Below are 18,893 nucleotides of genomic sequence, written 5' to 3'. Positions count from 1 at the left end.
GCCTCACACCTGGGCTTGCACCAACGCCCGGGCATTTTGCAAACGCCGGGTGAGCATCGCCACGCTCACCACCAGAATTCCACACAGGCTGATGACCATGGCCATCGGCACGGCGCTGCCGTCGTACAAAATACCCACCAGCGACGCAGCCCCGGCGGCAACGCTGAATTGCAGGCACCCGAGCATCGCCGACGCACTCCCGGCGCGGGCGCCCTGCCCGTTCATGGCACAGGCCGACGCGTTGGGGAGGATGCAGCCGAGGCTGGCGATGCAGATGAACAGTGGAATCAGCAGCGGCCACAACTGTTCGGTGTGCAGCGAACTGACAGCCAGCAACGTCAGGCCGGCCGCCAGGTAAATCCACACGGTACGCGCCAGCAAAAAAGCAGGGCCACGCTTGGCGAGCAGTCGCGCGTTGACCTGCGCCACCAGAATGAAACCCGCCGCATTGGTGCCGAACAACCAGCCGAAATGCTCGGCCGGTACGCCGTAGAGTTTGATGAAGACGAACGGCGAACCGGCGATGTAGGCAAACATCCCGGCGATGGCGATGCCACCGGTCAGGGCGTGGCCGAGGTACACCGGGTCCGACAACAGGCGACCGTACTGACGCAGCGCGCCCGACAGCGGTTGACGGGGCACATGCGCGGGCATGCTTTCCGGCAAGCCAAGCGCCACGGCCACCGCCGCCAAGGCACTGAAACCGCTCAACGCCAGGAAGATCGACTGCCAGCCGGTGGTATTGACCAGCAAACCGCCGAGCATCGGCGCGAGAATCGGCGCCAGGCCCATGACCAGCATCAGCTGGGAAAAGACTTTGGCCGAACCCACTGCATCGCATTTGTCACTGACAATCGCCCGGGAAATCACCATCCCCGCGCAACCGCCCAGTGCCTGGACAAAACGCGCGCCCAGCAGCCATTCAAGATTCGGCGCATAGGCGCACGCCAACGAAGCGGCGGTGAACAGACCGACACCCGTCAACAGCGGAATGCGCCGGCCAAACCGATCCGCTACCGGGCCGTACATCAGCTGACCAATGGACAAACCGAGGAAATACGCCGCCAGCGTCAGCTGAACGTGTTGTTCATCGGTGCCGAACGCCAGCGCCATGGCCGGGAACGCCGGCAGATAGAAGTCGATTGCAAGCGGCCCAAAAGCGCTCAGGGCGCCAAGTATCAAAATGGTACGGAAGTTCATCAGGTATCCAGGGCTGAAGTCGGCAGCTCCACAGTCTAGCCGCGTGGGGACACCTTGAACATTCCGATAGCTCGCTAACTATTAAAAACCCCTGGATAAATGCAAGCCCGCACACATGGGATTGCGTTTGGCCTCAGGCGACTTTCACTTCATAACCTTCTTCGCTGATCGCTGCGATCACTTCATCCGCAGTCAACGCACTCTCGACGCCAACTTCCTTTGCCGCCAGATCAATCCGCACGCTGGCCGCGGGATCCCTCGCTTGCAGCGCTTGAGTGATGGCTTTGACACAGTGACCGCAGGACATGCCTTGAACGTTGAACACTTGCATGGAATGACTCCTTTAGTGGGATTGCGAGCAGTCTCGAGCTTGCCACCATGGCAAGGTCAAGTTCTGATGTGATCTGCCGGGCTGGCAATCGGCGTCGCGCTCGGCCAAGCTGCGTGCATCTATGACTCGATCTCAGGAGATTCAGCCATGCGCTGGTCAGCTCTCAGCCTGTTTGGCTTCCTCAGCCTTTTCGCCGCCGTGCCCTCGGTCAATGCTGCCGGGGAGGATTACGGTGTGCTGATCATTTCCCGCGAGCGCCTGGAAGTCTCGACCAACTGCGAAATCGGTGTGTACATCCAGGATCAACTGTCGGCGCGGCTTTTTCAGGAGCAAAGCACATCGTTCAACCTGCCGCCGGGCAATGTTTCCTTGCGCCTGAAGCTGCTGCCGGGCCAGGCGCCGGGCTGCAATCCGGGGATGTTGGCGCCGGGGTCGCAGGACATCACGCTCAAGGCCGGGGATGTGTTGAAGTTCCGGATTGCGATGACGCAGGAAGGGATGTACCTGAAGCCTGCTGACCTCGGATATTGATTCACCTGCGATCTTTTGATCTGAGACATGGCGCTTGACCTTGCCAGCATGGCAAGGTTGATCCTGTAGACATCTTCTACAGGGAGCGCGACCGATATGTCCGAAACCACCACATTCGATCTGCCGATTGCCGGCATGACCTGTGCCAGTTGCGCCGGGCGTGTCGAGCGTGCCTTGAGCAAAGTCATCGGCGCCTCTGCCGTCAGCGTCAACCTGGCCACCGAGCAGGCCCGCGTTCAAGCACCCAGCGACAGTCTGCCGGCGTTGATGGACGCTGTGCAGCAAGCCGGTTACAGCGTGCCGCAGCAGAGTCTGGAATTGAGTATCGACGGCATGACCTGCGCGTCGTGCGTCGGTCGGGTCGAACGGGCGCTGGCCAAGGTGCCGGGGGTAAAAAGTGTCAGCGTCAACCTGGCCAACGAACGCGCCCACCTCGAACTGCTCGGCCAGGTCGATCCGCAAAGCTTGATCGCGGCCGTGACCAAGGCTGGCTACAACGCCAGCGTCTGGGAGGTCGAACACCCGACAACCGACACTCAACAACAGCGCCTGCACCATGAGCGCTGGGTCTTGATCATGGCGATTGCCCTCGCCTTGCCGCTGGTGTTGCCGATGCTGCTGCAACCGTTCGGTGTGCACTGGATGCTCCCGGCGTGGGTGCAGTTCGCGCTGGCCACGCCGGTGCAATTCATCTTCGGTGCCCGCTTTTATGTAGCAGCATGGAAAGCAGTGCGCGCCGGGGCCGGCAACATGGACCTGCTGGTCGCCCTCGGCACCAGCGCCGGTTATGGCTTGAGCCTCTACGAATGGGCCACCGCCGCCGGGCGCATGCCCCATCTGTATTTCGAAGCCTCGGCCGTCGTGATCGCCTTGGTCCTGTTGGGCAAATACCTCGAAAGCCGCGCGAAACGCCAGACCGCCAGCGCCATCCGCGCCCTTGAGGCATTGCGTCCGGAGCGGGCCATTCAAGTGATCGACGGCCGCGAACAGGACGTCGCCATCAGCGCCTTGCGCCTGAATGATCTGGTGCTGGTCAAACCCGGGGAACGATTCCCCGTGGACGGCGAAGTGGTCGAAGGCCAGAGCCACGCCGACGAAGCATTGATCAGCGGCGAGAGCCTGCCCGTGCCGAAACAGCCTGGCGACAAGGTCACCGGCGGCGCCATCAATGGTGAAGGCCGGTTGCTGGTTCGTACCCAGGCCTTGGGCGCGGAAACCGTGTTGGCGCGAATCATCCGTCTGGTGGAAGACGCGCAAGCCGCAAAAGCGCCAATTCAGAAACTGGTGGACAAAGTCAGCCAGGTATTTGTGCCAACGGTCCTGCTGATTGCACTGGCGACACTGATGGGGTGGTGGCTGTACGGCGCGCCCATCGAAACGGCGCTGATCAATGCCGTCGCGGTATTGGTGATCGCCTGCCCTTGTGCGCTCGGTCTGGCCACGCCAACCGCGATCATGGCCGGCACCGGCGTGGCCGCGCGCTACGGCATTCTGATCAAGGACGCCGAGGCACTGGAGCGAGCCCATGAAGTCAGCGCCGTAGTCTTCGACAAGACTGGCACGCTGACCTCGGGTGCGCCACGCATCGCCCATTTAAGTGCCGTCGACGGTGACGAAGCGACCTTGCTGAAATGGGCCGGTGCGCTGCAACGCGGCAGTGAACACCCCTTGGCTAAAGCGGTTCTGGACGCTTGCGTCGAACGCGGATTGGCCGTGGCCGATGTCAGCGACAGCCAATCCCTGACCGGAAGGGGCATTGCCGGCAACCTCGATGGTCGCCGTTTGGCGCTGGGCAATCGACGCTTGCTGGAAGAGAGCGGATTAAGCGCCGGTACTTTGGCCGACTCTGCAACCGCGTGGGAAACCGAAGGCCGGACCCTGTCCTGGCTGATCGAGCAAAGTCCGCAACCAACCGTCCTGGGCCTGTTCGCCTTCGGTGACACCCTCAAACCCGGCGCGCTGCAAGCGGTGCAACAACTCAGCGCCCGGCACATCAGCAGTCACCTACTGACCGGCGACAATCGCGGCAGCGCCAAAGTGGTCGCCGAAGCGCTCGGCATCCAGGATGTCCACGCCGAGGTGCTGCCGGCCGACAAAGCCGCCACCGTCGCCGAACTGAAGAAAACCGGGGTGGTGGCGATGGTCGGCGACGGTATCAACGACGCCCCGGCCCTGGCCGCCGCCGACATCGGCATCGCCATGGGTGGCGGCACCGACGTCGCCATGCACGCGGCCGGCATCACCCTGATGCGTGGCGACCCGCGACTGGTGCCGGCCGCGCTGGAGATCAGCCGCAAGACCTACGCGAAGATTCGTCAGAATCTGTTCTGGGCCTTCGTCTATAACCTGATCGGCATTCCGCTGGCCGCGTTCGGTTTCCTCAACCCGGTGCTGGCCGGCGCGGCGATGGCGTTGTCGAGCGTCAGCGTGGTGAGCAATGCGCTACTGTTGAAGACCTGGAAACCGAAGGATCTGGAGGACAACCGATGAACATCGGCCAAGCAGCCCGCCAAAGTGGCCTGAGCGCGAAGATGATTCGTTATTACGAGTCCATCGGTCTGCTCAAGGCGGCCCATCGCACCGACAGCGGTTACCGGGTGTACGGCGATGACGACTTGCACACGCTGGCGTTTATCAAGCGTTCGCGGGACCTGGGGTTTTCACTGGAAGAGGTCGGCAAACTGCTGACCCTCTGGCAGGACCGTCAGCGCGCCAGTGCTGACGTGAAGGCCCTGGCTCGTCAGCACATCGACGAGCTCAACCAGAAAATCCTCGAACTCGGTCAGTTGCGCGATACCTTGCAGGACCTGGTCGAGCACTGCCATGGCGATCACCGTCCGGACTGCCCGATCCTCAAAAATCTTGAGTCGGGTTGTTGCGCCGTACCCGCTCGCTCCTGATCGCGAGCACCTTCACCAGCAGCAAGGTGGTGAGGGGAATGCCGTGGAACAGCAGCACCACTGCGCCGGGCGTCCACCACGCGTAAAACGGTGCAGCGATCAGCATACCGACACCGAACCCGGTCATCTGCAACAACGTCAGGAAACTGAAAATCGGCAGGCGCAGGCTGTCCGGTTCTCGTTGCAGGCGCGACATCAGGCCGACTTCAGAGAAACCGTCGCCCAACCCTGCCGGCAGTGAGAACAGCAGCAAGCCGTAGAGGGTCTGTTGCTGGAACATCAGGATGAAGCCGCAGGACATCAGCAGCACCCCGAAGAAAAACCGTCTTTCCAGGTTCACGTTATCCGAGCCTTTGAGGCGGCTGGCGATCCGTGCGCCGATGAGTTTTCCGCAAGCCCATACCGCCAGCATCAGGCCCAGCGTGGTGCTGGCGGATTCGGGTGTCAGCAGTTTTGAAATGATCGGCAAACCCACGTTGTGTGCGGCGCTGCCCAAGGTATCGGCCATCGCGACCGCGAGCATCGCCGCCACCACCGGCGTAGCGCGCAGCCCCTGGCGCAGGGCTGACCATTCGCCTCGTTCGTGATCGGGCTCGGCGCTGGGAGACGGTCCGGAAAACCGCAGCGGCAGGATGAACAACGCGGCCAACAGGTAAGTGACTACGTTCAGTGCGAAGACCACCTCAAAGCCAAACGCTGCCACCAACACCCCGGCCACCAGACTTCCGCCGACCATGGCTGCCGATGACGCCGAGGTGATCCAGGCGTTGGTCTTGAGCAGTTGATCGCCCTCGATCAAGTGCGGCAGCTGACTGTTGAGGCCGATGGCAAACATTGAGTTGCCCAAGCCAAGCCCGAAGGCAATGACCGGCAGCAGCAGCGCTTGCTGGGTAACCGGCAAGACCAGCAGCAGCCCCAGCAATCCGGCGCGCAGCACATCGAAGACAATCAGCGGCAGACGCCCGGCCCAGCGGCGATAGAAGCGGGTGCCGATGAGGCTGGCAAAAATCCCTCCACCCACGCGACTGGCGAGGAAGATGCCAACGCTCATGGCGCTGTTGCTGAGCAGGTAGACGTAGGTGGCCAGGGCGACCATGTTGAGGAACGCGCCGAAGTCCGAGACCAGACGGGCGGCGATGATCAGCTGGGCGTTGCGGGTGGAGGTGTCCACATTCAATCCTGCAAAGGGTTTAGCGTTTGACAAAAAACCCGGCCGAAGCCGGGTTTTTCGTCAACCGATCACTGCATCCAGGGCGGAGGCGGTTCTTCGGTTTTGCTCGGTGGCGCGTCATCTGCCGCGCGGACCGCTTGTTTGCGTTCTTCATCCAGGCGTGCCGCCTCGATTTCGCGCATGATCCCGCCGACGTCGGCCAACTCTTCCGGCTCGTCGAACTCGCCGGTCAAGACACTGGCCGGGTGCAAGGTGCCGGCTTCGTACAACGCCCACATTTCCTTGGCGTATTTGGTCTTTTTCAACTCCGGGGCAAACCGCCCGAAGTAGGACGCCATGTTGCCCACGTCACGCTCCAGCATGCTGAACGCGTGGTTGTTGCCCGCCGCGTCCACCGCTTGCGGCAAGTCGATGATGACCGGGCCGGTCGGGGTCAACAGTACGTTGAACTCGGACAGGTCACCGTGCACCAGGCCGGTACACAACATCAGCACGATCTGCGAAATCAGGAACGCGTGGTATTCGCGCGCCTGATCCGGCTCCAGCACCACGTCGTTCAGACGCGGCGCGGCATCGCCGTACTCATCGGCCACCAGCTCCATCAACAGCACGCCTTCAAGGAAGTCGTAAGGCTGAGGGACCCGGACACCGGCGCCGGCCAGACGGAACAACGCCGCCACTTCGGCGTTCTGCCAGGCGTCTTCGGTTTCTTTCTTGCCGAACTTGGAGCCCTTGGCCATCGCACGGGCCTGACGGCTGTTGCGCACCTTGCGGCCTTCCTGGTACTCGGCCGCCTGACGGAAACTGCGTTTATTCGCCTCCTTGTAGACCTTCGCGCAACGTAACTCGTTGCCGCAGCGCACCACATAAACAGCTGCTTCTTTACCACTCATGAGTGGGCGCAGCACCTCGTCGACCAGACCGTCCTCGATCAGGGGTTCAATGCGTTTTGGAGTCTTCATCAGCTTTTATTGTGGGTCCTTTATTACCAAACACGCGAAAGTCATTCGTTATACGGCAATCCACTCGTTCGGGGGAGGGGTTGCCGACCTATGAACGTTGCGGATGCACACAATGTGCCGGAAAAACCCGACAAACCCGCCGAGGTTCATCGACCGCCAAGGATCATAGCCGAGCCGGCAGCACTTGTTGGAGAAGGGATGCAAGGGGATTTGCGACAGAATCCGACATACCGGTCGCCACCCTTCGCAGGATTTTTTCCAACAGCCCTAAATTTCCTCCTTCCGCAGCCGAAGTCATCTGTAACAAAGTGAATTGTCCGACGATCGTTCCGATAGAAAACGATGGTGCCCCCAAGGGATAGGGGTTCGAAAAGTACGTTTACGGCTGCCAATAATTCCGCGAGTCATCTGCACTGCGTGGGCCTACAAGAAAATCTGGAGCGCGGATGAACATCAAACAAAAGCTGACGTGGGCGTTTGCAATCATCGCCTGCTTGCCCGTGGTGCTGGTCGCCACCCTCGTTGTGCTGAACCTGCGCAGTGATGCCAAGGACGAATTCGTCGACAACAGCGGTCGCGAAATCCGTCAGGTCAGCAATGCCATGCAACTGTTCTTCGACGGCATCAGCCAGAACGTCGAATACCTGGCCAGGCAGCCGCTGATCACGAACTCCGACGACAGCCTCAAGACCTACATGAATGCCAACGCCGCCAGCATTCCCCAGGGCGAGATGGACAAAAAAATCTTCGGCTTCCTGCAGGACCTGGGCAACGCCCATCCGTCCTACGCCTACGCCATCCTCGGCACGGCAGCCGGCGGCTACGTGTCGTGGCCGGACGATGCCAAGCTCGCGAACTACGACCCGCGCCAGCGTCCGTGGTACAAGGCGGCCCAGGCCAAACCGGGCAAGCCGTTCCGTACCGAGGCCTATTACTGGGCCGAAAATGACACGTCCTACGTCAGTACCGTACGCACCATCGATAACAAGCTGGGCACCAACGGCGGCGTGGTCAGCATCGACGTGTCGCTCAAGCAGCTCACTGAACTGGTCAAGCAAATCAAGCTCGGTGAAACCGGCTACCTGATGCTGCTGGAAAACTCCGGCACCGTACTGGTCGATCCGAAACAACCGGAACACAACTTCAAGGCCCTGGGCAGCCTCGGTGAGGGTTATGCGCAACTGGCCAAGGCTGGTAAAGGCCTGGTCGAAGTCGAACTCAATGGCGAGCGCTACATGGCCAACGTCTGGCCGTCCGAGCAACTGGGCTGGACCTTCATCGGCCTGATCAAGCAGAGCGACGTGATGAGCACCGCGACCCAACTGACCTGGTTGATCGCAATCATCGCCGCCGTGCTGGCCGTGGTCTTCGCCATCGTCGGCGCCAGTTTCGCCAGCGTCATCGTGCGTCCGATCCGCAGCGTGGCCGATGGCCTGGAAGGCATCGCCCAGGGTGAAGGCGACCTGACCAAAAACCTGCACGTCCGTGGCAGCGACGAAACCGCGCAACTGGCCAACTGGTTCAACCAGTTCCTGGCGGCGATTCGCAACCTGATCCAAAGCATCGGCGGCGCCGCGACCAAAATCCTCGCCACCTCCAAGAGCTCGACCCAGGTCTCCAGCGACATGGCCGAAGCGGCCGGGCGCCAGCGTGAAGCCGTGGACATGGTCTCCACCGCGTTCCATGAAATGGTCGCCACTGCCAACGAAGTCGCGCGCTCCTGCAGCCAGGCCGCCGAGTCGGCCGACAGTGGCCAGCGCCAGGCGCGAGAAGGTCAGCAGCAGATCGATGCGGCGGTGACCAGCGTCGATCGACTGAGCCAGGAAATCGAACAATCGGCCCAGTCGATGCAACAGCTGGAACGCGACAGCAATGACATTCAGTCGATTCTCGGAACCATTCGTTCGATCGCCGAACAGACCAACCTGCTGGCACTGAACGCTGCCATCGAGGCGGCACGGGCCGGTGAACAAGGTCGCGGTTTTGCGGTGGTGGCGGACGAAGTGCGGGCGCTGGCCAAACGCACGGCCGATTCCACGGCGGAGATCGACGGCCTGCTCGGCAACCTTGCCAAGCGCACCAGCCAGGTCACTCAGCAGATGCACGCGAGCCTGGAAGTGTCCCAGCAGTCGGTGACCCGCATCGGCGAGGCGCGCAGCAGCTTCGGGCAGATTCGTGAATCGGTGGACGTGATCCGCGACATGAACACCCAGATCGCCACGGCAGCAGAACAACAGCACCAGGTGGCGGAAGACATCAACCGGCACATCAGCCAGATTCATGGCGATGCGCAGTTGGTGGCGGAACTGGCGAACTCGGCGCGGCTGGATTCCCAGAGCCTGGCCGGATTGTCGAATGAACTGGACGGGTTGGTTCGTCGTTTCAGAACCTGATCCAAAATCGCTTATAACTGTGGCGAGGGAGCTTGCTCCCGTCGGCTGCGAAGCAGTCGTGAAAATTGGAAAATGCGGACCATCCTGAGACTCCGCGTGGACTGATCTGGGACCGCTTCGCGCTCCAGCGGGAGCAAGCTCCCTCGCCACAATTACTGTCGAAACAATTCCCCGGGGGTAAACCCGAACAACCCTTTGAACGCCGCTATAAACGCCGACGTCGAGTCGTACCCACAAGACAACGCGGCATTCGTCACGCTGTCACCCTCCTCCAGCACATTCAACGACGACAGCAGTCGCATCCGCTGACGCCAGCCGCGAAAACTCAACCCGGTTTCACGCTGAAACAGGCGCATCAGGGTTTTTTCCGACGTGCCCAGTCGCTGCGCCCATTCCTGCAAGGTCACAGTCCGCTCAGGACTTTCGATCAGCTCATTGCACAGACCCAGCAAGCGCTCATGACGCGGCAACGGCAGCGAGAAACCGACTTCGGGCAGATTCGCCAACTGGTCCAGCAACACACTCACCAACCGTGCTTCCGGGCTGTCGCCCTGTGGATATTCCACGGGCAGCAGGCAAAAACTCTTGATCAACTCCCGGGCCAGCGGCGTCACCTCCAACACCCGACAGCGATCGTCCGCCCAAGGGCAATCCTCTCGGCGCACATAAAGACTGCGCATCTCGGCGCGCATCGAGGTCACGACCTGATGGTCGACATCCGCCGGAATCCAGATCCCCCACTGCGGCGGCGCAAAGAAACTGCCCTCGGCGGTGTGCACGCCGAGAACGCCGCTGATCGCGTAGGAAAATTGCACCCAGTCATGGCGATGAGACGATGTCCACGAACCGGCGTTGAGGCTTTCCGCCCGCGCATACAGGGGGCGCGGCAGTAAGGTCAGTGCGGGAATTGTCCGTTCGAGGGAGAGTTGTCCGTTAGTCGGCATTGATGAGCCTTGTGTTGCAAGGTTGCTAAAGCGTCGACGTTAGGCCAAGCCACTCCCGCATTCAACACCGCTGATCCCCTGTGGGGCGAGCCTGCTCGCGATGGCGGACTGTCAGGCGACATTAATGTTGAATGTGCCGCAGCCATCGCGAGCAGGCTTACTCCCACAGGTCTTGATTCAACGCTCAACTATTGCGGTGACACCCTGCCCGCCAGCCGCACAAATCGAGATCAGCCCTCGCCCCTTGCCTGCGGCGTCGAGCAGCTTGGCCAGGCTGGCCACAATACGTCCGCCGGTAGCCGCAAACGGATGCCCCGCCGCCAGTGAACTGCCTTTGACGTTGAGCCGGCTGCGGTCGATGGAGCCCAGTGGCGCGTCGAGGCCGAGGCGGGTTTTGCAGTACTCGGGGTCTTCCCAGGCCTTCAAGGTGCAGAGCACTTGCGCGGCGAACGCTTCATGGATTTCGTAGTAATCGAAGTCCTGCAAGGTCAGGCCATTGCGCGCCAGGAGGCGTGGCACCGCGTAGACCGGCGCCATCAACAGCCCTTCGGAGCCGTTGACGAAATCCACCGCCGCCGCTTCGCCATCGCGTAAATACGCAAGGATCGGCAAGCCGCGCTCCTTCGCCCATTCTTCACTGCCCAACAGCACCAGCGACGCGCCGTCGGTGAGCGGCGTCGAATTGCCGGCGGTCAGCGTGCCTTTGGCGCTTTTCTCGAAGGCGGGTTTGAGCGAAGCGAGTTTTTCCAGGGTCAGGTCCGGGCGCAGGTTGTTATCGCGGGTCAGGCCCAGGAACGGCGTCATCAGGTCGTTGTGCCAGCCTTCGGTATATGACGCCGCCATTTTCTGGTGACTCTCCAGCGCCAGTTGATCCTGCTCCGCGCGCGGAATGTTCCAGGTCTGCGCCATCAACTCGCAGTGCTCGCCCATCGACAGGCCCGTGCGTGGCTCGCCGTTGCGGGGAAATTCCGGAATGAGATGCCCGGGGCGCAGTTGCAAAAAGGTTTTCAGTTTGTCGGCGGTGGTTTTCGCGCGGTTGGCCTGCAGGAGGATTTTGCGCAAACCTTCGTTGATGCCGATCGGCGCGTCGGACGTGGTGTCGACGCCGCCGGCAATACCGCACTCGATCTGGCCCAGGGCGATTTTATTGGCCACCAGCAGCGCCGCTTCCAGTCCGGTGCCACACGCTTGCTGAATGTCATAGGCCGGGGTGGTCGGTGACAGCCGTGAGCCGAGCACGCATTCGCGGGTCAGGTTGAAGTCCCGGGAATGCTTGAGCACCGCGCCCGCCGCCACTTCGCCCATGCGCAGACCGTGCAGGTTGAAACGCTCGATCAGGCCTTCGAGCGCTGCGGTGAGCATCGCCTGGTTACTCGCGGTAGCGTACGGCCCGTTGGAGCGGGCGAAGGGAATCCGGTTACCACCGATAATCGCGACGCGGCGCAGTTGAGTCATGAAAAGCTCCTGATGAACAATTTAAAAAACACTGCAACTCCCACAGGGTCTGCGTGTTCCTGAAAACCTCCGCAATGTCCAAGCGTAGGCCTTATCTCGTGAATCGAACGACTGATTGCCATTCGTGGTCCACACTTTGAACCCCAGCTACTGGAGCGCGTTCCATGTCTGATCGCTATATCGACTTCGCCAATTCATCCATCGGCCACCGTCTGGTCGGCGCCCTGGGTCTGCCGACGCCGGTTCGGCTGGAACGCTGGCAGGCAGGTCGACTGCGCCCTGTCGAAGGGGCGCTGCTGATCGGCGGCGGGCCGCTGGCGCAGAATGTCAGCGCTTTCGCCAACCGCCTGACCGATGCGATTTACAGCTACGACAGCGAACCCTCGATCGCCACCGCGTGGATTCCCGGTCACGGCCCGAAGCTGAAGGCAGTGGTGTTCGACGCCAGTCATCTGATGCATACCGATCAGCTCAAACAGCTGCGCGAGTTCTTCCAGCCACTGATGAAAAACCTCGAGGACTCCGCGCACCTGGTCATTCTCGGGCGCGCACCGCAGACGTTGAGCGATCCGTTTGCTGCCAGCGCTCAGCGTGCCCTGGAAGGTTTCAGTCGTTCGCTGGCCAAGGAACTGCGCAGTGGCGGCACCTTGCAACTGATTCACGTCGGCGAAGGTGCCGAGGATCAACTGGAAGGCCAGTTGCGGTTTTTCCTTTCGCCAAAAAGCGCGTTCGTCTCCGGACAAGTGATTCACTTGAGCCCCTGCACCACGCCGGTGACGGACTGGACGCGTCCGTTGTCGGGGCGCAAGGCTCTCGTCACCGGCGCCGCACGCGGCATAGGTGCATCGATTGCCGAAACCCTGGCCCGTGACGGCGCCGACGTGATCCTGCTCGACGTGCCCGCGGCAAAAACCGATCTCGACGCCCTCGCCGCACGCCTCGGCGGGCGCAGCATTACCCTGGATATCTGCGCGGAAGACGCCGGCACGCAGTTGATCGAGCAACTGCCTGACGGCGTCGACATTGTGGTGCACAACGCCGGTATCACCCGCGATAAAACCCTGGCCAACATGACCCCGGAATTCTGGGACGCAGTGCTCGCGGTCAACCTCAATGCCCCACAGGTGTTGACCAAGGCCTTGCTCGACAGTGGCACCCTGCGCGACAACGGCCGGGTGATTTTGCTGGCGTCCATCAGCGGCATCGCCGGCAATCGCGGGCAAACCAATTACGCGGCGAGCAAGGCCGGGTTGATTGGTCTGGCCCAAGCCTGGGCGCCGCTGCTCAACGAACGCGGCATCAGCATCAACGCGGTGGCGCCGGGGTTCATCGAGACGCAAATGACTGCGCACATTCCGTTCGGCCTGCGTGAAGCGGGCCGGCGCATGAGTTCGCTGGGCCAGGGCGGCCTGCCGCAAGACGTCGCCGAAGCGGTGGCGTGGCTGGCGCAACCGGGCACCGGCGCGTTCACCGGGCAAGCGCTGCGCGTCTGCGGACAAAGTGTTTTGGGGGCTTAGTGATGATTACCGATTGGCACACGCTCAACCGCGAACCAAGCCTGCCCGGGTTGTATGTGCAGGCCGCGACGCGACGCAAGATCACCGGCTCCACGTTGCCCGATTCGGGTTTGCGTTGCTGGGTCGATGTCGATCCGAAACGTCTGGCGGCTTATCGCAACGTCTGCGGGTTTGCCGACAACGGTTTGTTGCCGCCGACGTATCCCCACATCCTGGCGTTCGCGTTGCAGATGCAACTGCTGACTGACAAGGATTTCCCGTTCCCGCTGCTGGGGTTGATTCACCTGAGCAACCGCATTCGCGTCTTGCGGCCCATGGGCGGCGTGAACCGTGTCCGCATCAGCGTGCAGGTGCAGAATCTGCAACCCCACGCGAAGGGCGCGACGTTCGATCTGCTGACCACGCTCGATGATCAGCTGGGACCGTTGTGGGAAGCGCAAAGCCGGATGCTGTGTCGCGGGGTCAAACTTGAAGGCGAGCCCGTCGAGGAGGTACTGGCCTCGACGATGATGCTGACTGAAGTCGCCCGCTGGAAAGCACCTGCGGACATCGGCCGGCAATACGCCAGGGTGTCAGGGGATTACAACCCGATACACCTCAGTGCGGTGAGCGCCAGACTGTTCGGTTTCCCTACGGCCATCGCTCATGGACTGTGGAACAAGGCACGGACCCTGGCCGCGCTGGCGGATCATTTGCCTACAGCGAATGTCGAGATCGCGGTGCAGTTTCGCAAGCCGGTGCGCTTGCCCGGCGAAGTGACATTGCTCGCCAGCACGGCGGCTTCGAGTGGGGATTTTCGCCTGGTAGGCGTGGGCGATCTGGAACATATGGTCGGCCATTGGCGGCCGGTGGCCTGACACCCGACTTGAGCTTCACACAAACACTGCAGGCGCTCGCAAACCAGCACCTGCGGGTCGTGTGCAGACAGTCGGATCGGGCGTTGAACATGTTTAATTGTATATATCACTTCAGTTTTTTCGCCGCTCCCCACGCCTCCGCCAAACAACACTGCACATTGATTTAAAACAAATTTATCTCCCGCCACCGGCAAAAACCACACCCAAGGTATTAGTGCTTAGGCGGCACCGGCGCGTCCGTATCTAAAAGGTTAATACCAACTGGAGAATGGTGCCTCAGAGCCTTTGCGATTGTGATGTGGACAACGGACGAAGGCATTGCCGACGACAGAAACGGCAAGCCATCGACAACAACGACGTTGTTACAGGTGCAAGGGATCTCACTCATGAACACTCACGTATGGTGTAAATCGGCAACGGCATTGACGCTCATCCTCTCTCTCGGCCTCGTCGGTTGCAGCAGCGGCGGTGGCGGTCATCACAGCAGCTCCGACGGTTCGTCCCCTGACAGCACGAACACGGCGGGCGCCGGTGGCGCAAGCGGTGGCGGAGCGGGCGGCGGAACGGGTGGAGGTACAGGCGGTGGCGGCACGACCACGCCGACTGCCTCGCCGCTGGTGACCACCACACTGGTACAGGATGTCGGCACAACAGTCAGCGGCCTCGGCGATGGCGTCGGGCAGCTCGGCAATTCCCTGAGTTCAGTTCCCGTGGTGGGTGGTGTGGTTCAAAGCGTCGCCAACACCACCGGCAATGTAGTCACCACACTGGGTGACGGCTTGGGCAACGGCATTGGCAAACTGGCCACCGACCCGAATGGTCTTGGCGTCACGGCCGCCTCGGTGGGCGGCGTGGTGCAGGATGTCGGCAACGGTGTCTCCGATGTCAGCGGCAAGCTCGCCACCGCGACCAGCAGCGTACCGCTGGTGGGCGGCGTGGTCACCAAAGTCGCGCCAGTGCTGGATGGCGTCGGCGAAAGAGTCACCATGCTCGGCGACACCTTGAGCACCGCAACCACCACCGGTCCGTTGGGGTCGGTGACCAAGGAGATCGGAAGCAAACTGGTGCCGGTGATTGCCTTGGTCGAGAACACCACGGACAAAGCAGGCGACGCCACCGGCCTGGGCGATCCGCTCAAAGGTGTGATCAAGAAAGTCGGCGATACCGTCGATGGCGTGGGTGACAACGTCGCCGATGCCGGCAATGGCAATCCAGTGACGGACACCCTCGGCAACGCCCTGAGCAACACCGGCACCACGGTCGGCAAGGCCGGTGGCCTGGTGTCCAACGGCAAGGATTCGGGCACCGGCGGCGGTGGTCTGGGTGGCAACGGCCTGCTGGAAACCGTTGGTGGCGCGGTGGTCAACCTCGGCCAGGGCCTGAGCGGCAGTAACGGGGTGGTCGGCACGGCGGGCAAAAACGCTGTTGCCGGCGGCAATCTGGTCGCCACTGTAGGCGGCGGCCTGGGCGGCAGCGGTGTCGCCAATGTCGGCCCGACCGCCGCACTGGCCAGCGTCGGAAGCAACATCGGCACAGCGCTCAACCCGGTGACCAGCGCCGTCACCGGCCTCACCCAAAACGTCGGCGCCGCCACCGGCCTCGGCAGTCCGACCGCGGGCCTGACCGGCCAGGCCGGCGGCGCGGTCGCCAACCTCGGCGGCGCGATTGTCGCCAGCAATACCAACGCGGTCACCGCGGCACTGGGTAACACTGTCACCTCCTTGGGCAATACCGTCAGCGGCGTTGGCGGGTTGGTCAACGGCGGCACCGGCGGCGGTCTTGGCGGACTCCTCGGCGGCCTGGGCGGCAACAATCGCTGATTGCACCTGGCCGATTCGACGGCCTTGACTACAGCGCCTACGCTTGGTTGGAGGCGGAAGATTCGCATGAGTCTTCCGCCCTTTCTTTGGGACATGAAGATCCAAATGATGTAGCGAATTGAACAGGGAGTGTCCTATGCGCGTTGCGTCTTTGCTGTTCCTCACCGTCAGTACCTGTACCTTTGCAGACACCCTTCCGAGTTTTCTCAACAGCAACGAAACCATTCGCAATCTCCCTGTCCCGAACCTTCCCGCCGACGCCTACCGCCCGACGGCTGCGCCGCTGCAGGTGCCGGAGCCCGGAGCGACCCAGGGCCAACCGTTGATGATGGGCACCAAAGTCACCCTCAAAACCGTGCAGATCAAAGGCGGGACGATTTACCCGCTCGGCGAACTGGCAACGCTCTTCCAGCCTTTGCTTGGCCACGAAACCAGCCTCGCCGATCTGATCGAAGCCACCCGCAGCATCACTCGTCGTTATCAGCAGGACGGGTATCTGCTGTCCTACGCGTTTCTGCCTCAACAGTCCTTCGACAATGGCGTGGTGCGCGTGGTGCTGGTGGAGGGTTACATCAAGGATTACCGGTTGCAGGGCGACGTCGGGCGGGTCAAGGGGCTGCTCGACAAACTGGTGGCCAAACTCCAGACCGAGCGGCCCCTGACGCGCAAGACTTTCGAGCGCTACACCACGTTGATGAGCCGCATTCCCGGCGTGACCTTGCAGGCCCAAGTGCCGCCGCCGGGCACCACCGACGGCGCGGCTTACCTCATTGCCCAGGCCAGTCGCAAGCCGTTTACCAGCTCACTGAGTGCTACCGAGGACAACCGCAACGGCACCCAGGCCTTGCTCGGCGCGAGCAGCAACTCACAAACGGCCATGGGCGAACAACTGAGCCTCAGCGGGCTGTTTCCGCCTGGGGACGACGATGAGCATTACTACCGCCTGGACTACAACCAGTACCTCAACGCAGAAGGCACACAACTGGCCTTGTCCGCCTCACGTTACCGCGCCGACCTGGGCACCAACGTGCAACTGGACAACGGCATCGAACTCAAGCCTCACCGGGAAAACGATCGCTATTCCATCGGCTTCAGTCACCCGTTCATTGCGTCACCCAACGAGCTGCTCAGCGCCGGATCGCGGTTGTACGCGGTCAACGACAAGACACGCTACCAGGTCGTCGGCTTCCCGCTGACCCTCGAGGAACGCACCGACCTTCGCGCCCTCGCCTTCGAAAGCGACTGGCGCAAGGCCGATGAACAACAACTGCGCATTCTCAGCGGCGGGCTGTATCAGGGCATCGACGGCATGGGCGCAAAAACCAACAACCCTGAGCTCGACCTGGACTTCTTCCGCCTGCGGTTCTCAGGCGTGCAGAGCGACAAGTTTTTCGACAACTGGCAGGGGGTGATTTCCGCCGCGCTGTACTGGAGTGATGACACCTTGCCCGAAAGTGAACGCGCGGTTTTCGGCGGACAAAATTTCGGCCGTGGTTACCCTGACGATCAGGCCTCGGGCGACAAGGGATGGGGGGTGGCATATGAGCTGAACTACAGCTTCAACCGCGACGGCAACTGGGTCAGGGTGCTGCAACCTTATGTGGTGATGGATCGCGCCAGGACCTGGTTCAACGAGTTGCCGATCAAGGGCAACAACCTGTCCTCGGCGGCGGTTGGATTGCGAATTGGCGATGCGAAGTACTACAACATCGCGCTGGAAGCGGCCAAGCCGATGTCGGATGAGGCACTGGATACGTTCAATCGCAAACCGAGGTACAGCATCAGTTTCAGTTATCAGCTGTAGGTCGTAACGAACCGGATGAAGGCGGGCGTCAGACCGATTTCGCTGGCAAGCCAGCGCCACGGGTCCGTGGGGTTTGGGGGAGGTGGGGGATTTACAGATTGACCAGATTCAACCGTGGCTGCGGAAACAGGTTATTCAGCGTCTCCAGCAACCGCACGTGATAAATCGGCTTGCGAAACAGGTCGAGCACCTGCAATCGCAGCATGTCGCTGACGTCCTCCATGTCCGCGTGGCCCGACGTCACGATCACCGGCAAATGTTGCCGGGAGGTATGTTCGCGCAGCCGTTTGATCAGCGACATGCCGCTCTCTTCCGGCATCCGCAGATCGGTGATGACCAGCGCGATATCCGGGTGGAGAGTCAGATGGTGCAGCGCAAGTTTCACTGAGGTGGCGGCAAAACAATGAAAGCCTTCGCCTTCGAGCAACTCCGCCAACTCCAGCAACGCGTCCTCTTCATCATCGACCAGAAGAAGCTGTTGGCGTGCAAGTGCGGGAGCGTTCATGGGCAACACCTGAAATGGACTAAACACTGACGTTAGAATCCTGGGGGTTTGGCAGTTTGCCCCGCGGCACTTCCACCGCGGTTATGTCAGCGCCGTCTTGATATTGCCGAACAGAGTGCTGATCGCCCCTTCAATATCCGAACTCAACCCCGCAATCACCAACGCAACCATCGCGGCCACGACCGCGTACTCAATACCCGAAGCACCCTCGGTATCTTTGGCCAGCCCTTGGTAAAAAGCGATTTCGGATTTGATCTTCTGAGCGAGCTTGGTGAAGGACATGACGTTTCTCCTTGATGACGACGGGTGTTGCGCAATCGCAACATGATTCCCCTATGCCAGTATCAGCATTGTCGGCATTCCCCCTGCCAGCAACTGTAAGAATGAATTATTACTAAAGTATTAGCCCTTTCGTTGACGTCAAAGAAACCGCGCCGCCTTGCGCCCTTCATTAGTAATTTTCACAACAGTAATGGCATTTCGCTTTAGCTGCGCTACCGTCA

At 61.4% G+C, this 18,893-nt stretch carries 16 protein-coding genes and 1 pseudogene; 9 read left to right on the top strand and 8 right to left on the bottom strand.

Going from position 1 to position 18,893, the window contains the following annotated elements:
- Positions 1 to 3 precede the first annotated feature (3 nt).
- Both ACM1ZW_RS12315 and ACM1ZW_RS12310 read right to left on the bottom strand, forming a co-directional pair.
- Positions 4 to 1,200 carry a multidrug effflux MFS transporter gene (locus ACM1ZW_RS12315; RefSeq protein ID WP_017336390.1) on the bottom strand — a complete coding sequence of 399 codons (1,197 nt, stop codon included), beginning with the start codon at positions 1,198 to 1,200 and terminating at the stop codon, positions 4 to 6.
- A gap of 133 nt (positions 1,201 to 1,333) precedes the next feature.
- On the bottom strand, positions 1,334 to 1,531 hold the full coding sequence (locus ACM1ZW_RS12310; RefSeq protein WP_017336389.1) for a heavy-metal-associated domain-containing protein: 198 nt from the start codon (positions 1,529 to 1,531) through the stop codon (positions 1,334 to 1,336).
- A gap of 147 nt (positions 1,532 to 1,678) precedes the next feature.
- Here ACM1ZW_RS12310 and ACM1ZW_RS12305 point away from each other — a divergent pair, with 147 nt between their 5' ends.
- The 3 genes from ACM1ZW_RS12305 to cueR all read left to right on the top strand — a co-directional run bounded on the left by ACM1ZW_RS12305 (position 1,679) and on the right by cueR (position 4,962).
- Entirely contained in the window at positions 1,679 to 2,062 is a 384-nt protein-coding gene (locus ACM1ZW_RS12305; protein WP_017336388.1) for a hypothetical protein, read from the top strand.
- A 96-nt stretch (positions 2,063 to 2,158) separates the two neighbouring features.
- Positions 2,159 to 4,552, top strand: a complete 2,394-nt coding sequence (locus tag ACM1ZW_RS12300; RefSeq protein ID WP_416740624.1) for a heavy metal translocating P-type ATPase — start codon at positions 2,159 to 2,161, stop codon at positions 4,550 to 4,552.
- Positions 4,549 to 4,962: a Cu(I)-responsive transcriptional regulator gene (gene cueR / locus ACM1ZW_RS12295; RefSeq protein ID WP_017336386.1), complete on the top strand. Its 414-nt coding sequence runs from the start codon at positions 4,549 to 4,551 to the stop codon at positions 4,960 to 4,962. The genes ACM1ZW_RS12300 and cueR overlap by 4 nt, the downstream gene beginning before the upstream one ends.
- Here the strand turns inward: cueR and ACM1ZW_RS12290 are convergent.
- Positions 4,916 to 6,133, bottom strand: coding sequence for an MFS transporter (locus tag ACM1ZW_RS12290; RefSeq protein ID WP_416740623.1), 1,218 nt, complete (start codon positions 6,131 to 6,133; stop codon positions 4,916 to 4,918). The two genes, cueR and ACM1ZW_RS12290, sit on opposite strands and share 47 nt — an antisense overlap.
- A gap of 68 nt (positions 6,134 to 6,201) precedes the next feature.
- Positions 6,202 to 7,095, bottom strand: coding sequence for a PA4780 family RIO1-like protein kinase (locus tag ACM1ZW_RS12285; RefSeq protein ID WP_017336384.1), 894 nt, complete (start codon positions 7,093 to 7,095; stop codon positions 6,202 to 6,204).
- 446 nt (positions 7,096 to 7,541) lie between these two features.
- On the opposite strand from ACM1ZW_RS12285, the pseudogene ACM1ZW_RS12280 reads away from it, so the two are divergent.
- Both ACM1ZW_RS12280 and ACM1ZW_RS12275 read left to right on the top strand, forming a co-directional pair.
- Positions 7,542 to 8,630, top strand: a pseudogene (locus tag ACM1ZW_RS12280) (cache domain-containing protein); the annotation flags it as partial.
- 90 nt (positions 8,631 to 8,720) lie between these two features.
- Positions 8,721 to 9,488, top strand: a complete 768-nt coding sequence (locus tag ACM1ZW_RS12275; RefSeq protein ID WP_390959830.1) for a methyl-accepting chemotaxis protein — start codon at positions 8,721 to 8,723, stop codon at positions 9,486 to 9,488.
- 152 nt (positions 9,489 to 9,640) lie between these two features.
- Here ACM1ZW_RS12275 and ACM1ZW_RS12270 read toward each other — a convergent pair whose 3' ends face one another.
- Positions 9,641 to 10,432 carry an AraC family transcriptional regulator gene (locus tag ACM1ZW_RS12270; protein ID WP_017336382.1) on the bottom strand — a complete coding sequence of 264 codons (792 nt, stop codon included), beginning with the start codon at positions 10,430 to 10,432 and terminating at the stop codon, positions 9,641 to 9,643.
- A gap of 177 nt (positions 10,433 to 10,609) precedes the next feature.
- A complete protein-coding gene (locus ACM1ZW_RS12265) occupies positions 10,610 to 11,887 on the bottom strand; it encodes an acetyl-CoA C-acetyltransferase (RefSeq protein ID WP_416740622.1) in 1,278 nt (425 codons plus the stop codon).
- 164 nt (positions 11,888 to 12,051) lie between these two features.
- Here ACM1ZW_RS12265 and ACM1ZW_RS12260 point away from each other — a divergent pair, with 164 nt between their 5' ends.
- The 4 genes from ACM1ZW_RS12260 (at position 12,052) to ACM1ZW_RS12245 (ending at position 17,885) form a co-directional block, all read left to right on the top strand.
- On the top strand, positions 12,052 to 13,404 hold the full coding sequence (locus ACM1ZW_RS12260; RefSeq protein ID WP_416740621.1) for a 3-oxoacyl-ACP reductase: 1,353 nt from the start codon (positions 12,052 to 12,054) through the stop codon (positions 13,402 to 13,404).
- Positions 13,405 to 13,406: 2 nt separating this feature from the next.
- Positions 13,407 to 14,261 (top strand): MaoC family dehydratase, encoded by an 855-nt coding sequence (locus tag ACM1ZW_RS12255; RefSeq protein ID WP_416740620.1) that lies wholly within the window; start codon positions 13,407 to 13,409, stop codon positions 14,259 to 14,261.
- 386 nt (positions 14,262 to 14,647) lie between these two features.
- Positions 14,648 to 16,081, top strand: a complete 1,434-nt coding sequence (locus tag ACM1ZW_RS12250) for a collagen-like triple helix repeat-containing protein (RefSeq protein ID WP_416740619.1) — start codon at positions 14,648 to 14,650, stop codon at positions 16,079 to 16,081.
- 136 nt (positions 16,082 to 16,217) lie between these two features.
- Positions 16,218 to 17,885, top strand: a complete 1,668-nt coding sequence (locus tag ACM1ZW_RS12245) for a ShlB/FhaC/HecB family hemolysin secretion/activation protein (protein ID WP_416740618.1) — start codon at positions 16,218 to 16,220, stop codon at positions 17,883 to 17,885.
- A gap of 91 nt (positions 17,886 to 17,976) precedes the next feature.
- On the opposite strand, the gene ACM1ZW_RS12240 is transcribed toward ACM1ZW_RS12245, so the two are convergent.
- A complete protein-coding gene (locus ACM1ZW_RS12240; RefSeq protein ID WP_017336376.1) occupies positions 17,977 to 18,390 on the bottom strand; it encodes a response regulator in 414 nt (137 codons plus the stop codon).
- An 81-nt stretch (positions 18,391 to 18,471) separates the two neighbouring features.
- Complete coding sequence (locus tag ACM1ZW_RS12235; protein WP_017336375.1) at positions 18,472 to 18,672, bottom strand: Flp family type IVb pilin; 201 nt, start codon at positions 18,670 to 18,672, stop codon at positions 18,472 to 18,474.
- Positions 18,673 to 18,893: the final 221 nt, after the last annotated feature.

The organism is Pseudomonas sp. NFX71, assembly GCF_048079215.1.
In the GTDB taxonomy this organism is placed as follows: domain Bacteria; phylum Pseudomonadota; class Gammaproteobacteria; order Pseudomonadales; family Pseudomonadaceae; genus Aquipseudomonas; species Aquipseudomonas fluorescens_B.
This window is presented reverse-complemented; position numbering and strand designations above follow the sequence as displayed.

Coding starts and splice junctions, on each gene's coding strand:
- ACM1ZW_RS12315 (WP_017336390.1), bottom strand. CDS start 1,200: ATGAACTTCCGTACCATTTTGATACTTGGCGCCCTGAGCGCTTTTGGG.
- ACM1ZW_RS12310 (WP_017336389.1), bottom strand. CDS start 1,531: ATGCAAGTGTTCAACGTTCAAGGCATGTCCTGCGGTCACTGTGTCAAA.
- ACM1ZW_RS12305 (WP_017336388.1), top strand. CDS start 1,679: ATGCGCTGGTCAGCTCTCAGCCTGTTTGGCTTCCTCAGCCTTTTCGCC.
- ACM1ZW_RS12300 (WP_416740624.1), top strand. CDS start 2,159: ATGTCCGAAACCACCACATTCGATCTGCCGATTGCCGGCATGACCTGT.
- cueR (WP_017336386.1), top strand. CDS start 4,549: ATGAACATCGGCCAAGCAGCCCGCCAAAGTGGCCTGAGCGCGAAGATG.
- ACM1ZW_RS12285 (WP_017336384.1), bottom strand. CDS start 7,095: ATGAAGACTCCAAAACGCATTGAACCCCTGATCGAGGACGGTCTGGTC.
- ACM1ZW_RS12275 (WP_390959830.1), top strand. CDS start 8,721: ATGGCCGAAGCGGCCGGGCGCCAGCGTGAAGCCGTGGACATGGTCTCC.
- ACM1ZW_RS12270 (WP_017336382.1), bottom strand. CDS start 10,432: ATGCCGACTAACGGACAACTCTCCCTCGAACGGACAATTCCCGCACTG.
- ACM1ZW_RS12265 (WP_416740622.1), bottom strand. CDS start 11,887: ATGACTCAACTGCGCCGCGTCGCGATTATCGGTGGTAACCGGATTCCC.
- ACM1ZW_RS12260 (WP_416740621.1), top strand. CDS start 12,052: ATGTCTGATCGCTATATCGACTTCGCCAATTCATCCATCGGCCACCGT.
- ACM1ZW_RS12255 (WP_416740620.1), top strand. CDS start 13,407: ATGATTACCGATTGGCACACGCTCAACCGCGAACCAAGCCTGCCCGGG.
- ACM1ZW_RS12250 (WP_416740619.1), top strand. CDS start 14,648: ATGAACACTCACGTATGGTGTAAATCGGCAACGGCATTGACGCTCATC.
- ACM1ZW_RS12245 (WP_416740618.1), top strand. CDS start 16,218: ATGCGCGTTGCGTCTTTGCTGTTCCTCACCGTCAGTACCTGTACCTTT.
- ACM1ZW_RS12240 (WP_017336376.1), bottom strand. CDS start 18,390: ATGAACGCTCCCGCACTTGCACGCCAACAGCTTCTTCTGGTCGATGAT.
- ACM1ZW_RS12235 (WP_017336375.1), bottom strand. CDS start 18,672: ATGTCCTTCACCAAGCTCGCTCAGAAGATCAAATCCGAAATCGCTTTT.